The 253-nt window shown below is 32.8% G+C and carries 1 protein-coding gene; it reads left to right on the top strand.

Features of this window, described 5'->3' with window-relative positions; genetic code table 11:
* A partial coding sequence (locus tag KVT11_RS20260) for a DUF3895 domain-containing protein (RefSeq protein ID WP_217609186.1) occupies positions 1 to 119 on the top strand: 119 nt, incomplete at its 5' end.
* Between the last annotated feature and the right edge of the window lie 134 nt (positions 120 to 253).

The following is a 253-nucleotide window of genomic DNA, read 5'->3' as shown; positions in this document are numbered from 1 at the left end:
ATGGAGAAGTATGCTTACTATTAGAAGGATTTGTTAAAGAAGGAAAGCTTATTTTTGTCAAAAGTGATGAGAAAAGAGATAGGGTTTATAAATGGAATGAAGAAGCTTCTAACATATAAGTTGTCCAGAGGCAAACGAATGTTTTCTAAGAAGAGAGTTCAGTAGTCAAAGAAAAAAGTGGTAGCAATCACGAAAGATTGCTACCACCTTTTTCTTTTTTAACATCTTACATATTTACGTTTGAACCCAAGTC

It is taken from the genome of Bacillus sp. GbtcB10 (genome assembly GCF_019091365.1).
In the GTDB taxonomy this organism is placed as follows: Bacteria; Bacillota; Bacilli; order Bacillales; family Bacillaceae; genus Bacillus; species Bacillus altitudinis.
This window is presented reverse-complemented; position numbering and strand designations above follow the sequence as displayed.